At 41.4% G+C, this 1,444-nt stretch carries 2 protein-coding genes; one reads left to right on the top strand and one right to left on the bottom strand.

Annotated features, from left to right (window positions below; genetic code table 11):
• Positions 1 to 47 precede the first annotated feature (47 nt).
• Positions 48 to 299 carry a hypothetical protein gene (locus tag NE257_RS11035; protein ID WP_251850908.1) on the bottom strand — a complete coding sequence of 84 codons (252 nt, stop codon included), beginning with the start codon at positions 297 to 299 and terminating at the stop codon, positions 48 to 50.
• Between the two features lie 208 nt (positions 300 to 507).
• Here NE257_RS11035 and NE257_RS11030 point away from each other — a divergent pair.
• Positions 508 to 1,444, top strand: a 937-nt coding sequence (locus tag NE257_RS11030) for an alpha/beta fold hydrolase (protein WP_251886481.1), incomplete at its 3' end; no start/stop codon positions are given.

Below are 1,444 nucleotides of genomic sequence, written 5' to 3'. Positions count from 1 at the left end.
AAAAGAGAATACAGTTGAACTGTATCCTCTTAAACTTCTTATCAAAACTATTTGACAAAGAGCTTTTCCGGATTAAAATAATCCTGGATGGTTAGTTCTTTGTATTTTTCATTGGGCGACTCTTCCTCAGATTCGGAAAGATTTTCTTCGGTTGCTGTTTCTGAGTCAGAAGTGTCCGATGTTGATTGGGTAACTGCTGTCGTCTCATCAGGTGAATTTGTTTGGGGTGTTTCTTCAGCAGTTTCAGAATATCCGGCTAAGACAGCGACAGTTAAAAGAGAGATAAATATCATTTTCATTTTATATTGATTCCTTTCTTCGTTCAACATGACCACTCTTTTCAGTATCATATCAACGTTTGGACGTAATTTTAGCAGAAATATTTCCATCGAGTAAGTCAACAAAACAATTTTGACAGTGCTTACATTATAGATTATAATGTATTTTAGCAATACATGATAAAGGGGATTTATACAACATTCTACAGTTTATAAGGAGGCTGTAAAAATGGCAATTCATGAAGTTGAATTTAAGTCGTTTAATGAGATCGAGACGGTAAAGGGATGGATTTATACTCCCATTCGCGAACCTATAGGGGTCGTTCAAATCGTTCATGGGTATGGTGAACATTCACGCCGATATCTCCATATGATTTTGATGTTGAATGAGGCCGGTTTTGTCGTGGCCGCCGATGACCATGTCGGACATGGAAAGACCGCTTATGATTCCGACAACTGGTCGAATTGGGGAGATAAAGGCTATATGACAATGGCCGAAGATGAACAAAAACTGCGCGAACTAATCAAGGAAGACTACGGTGACCTGCCCTATTTCATGTTTGGCCACAGCATGGGCTCTATGATTGCCCGACTATATGCGACGAAATATGGCGAAGAGCTGGACGGTTTAATCTTGTGCGGGACTTCAGAAATTTTCCCTGAGATGGAAAATATTGTCTCTGAATTAAAGGCTGAAATTGATGCAGGAAACGGCGAACAAGTGGCCCCAGACTATCAAAATCGAATGTTTGAATGGATGACGGAGCGAATTGAAAATCCAAACACGCCGAACGACTGGATCAGTAAAGATCCGGACATTGTGGTGGACCACGCCAATGATCCGTTCAACAACTTCATTTCCGTCCCTAATATTCAATCACTTTATCAGTTTGCTCAAATGATTCAACAAATCCTGGGGACGGAATGGTCCGAGAAAGTCCCTACTGATATACCTATCTACAATATCGCCGGTGATGAAGATCCGGTCGGAAGATATGGCGAAGGCGTCTATGCGGTTTCTAATTGGCTGCTGGAAACGGGCCATCAAGTGAAAACAAAACTGTATTCAGGCTACCGCCATGAAATTCACAATCACCGCGAGATTCGCGATGAAGTCGTCTCAGGCATTATCGACTTTATAACGGAGCACGCCAGAGTAAAAGCTA

This window comes from Enterococcus italicus, assembly GCF_023743875.1.
GTDB lineage: Bacteria > Bacillota > Bacilli > Lactobacillales > Enterococcaceae > Enterococcus_G > Enterococcus_G italicus.
The sequence above is the reverse complement of the archived record's forward strand: the minus strand, read 5'-3'. Positions and strand labels throughout refer to the sequence as shown.

What these genes read in the sequence shown, in the direction of transcription:
- NE257_RS11035 (WP_251850908.1), bottom strand. Translation starts at nt 299, where the DNA reads ATGAAAATGATATTTATCTCTCTTTTAACTGTCGCTGTCTTAGCCGGA.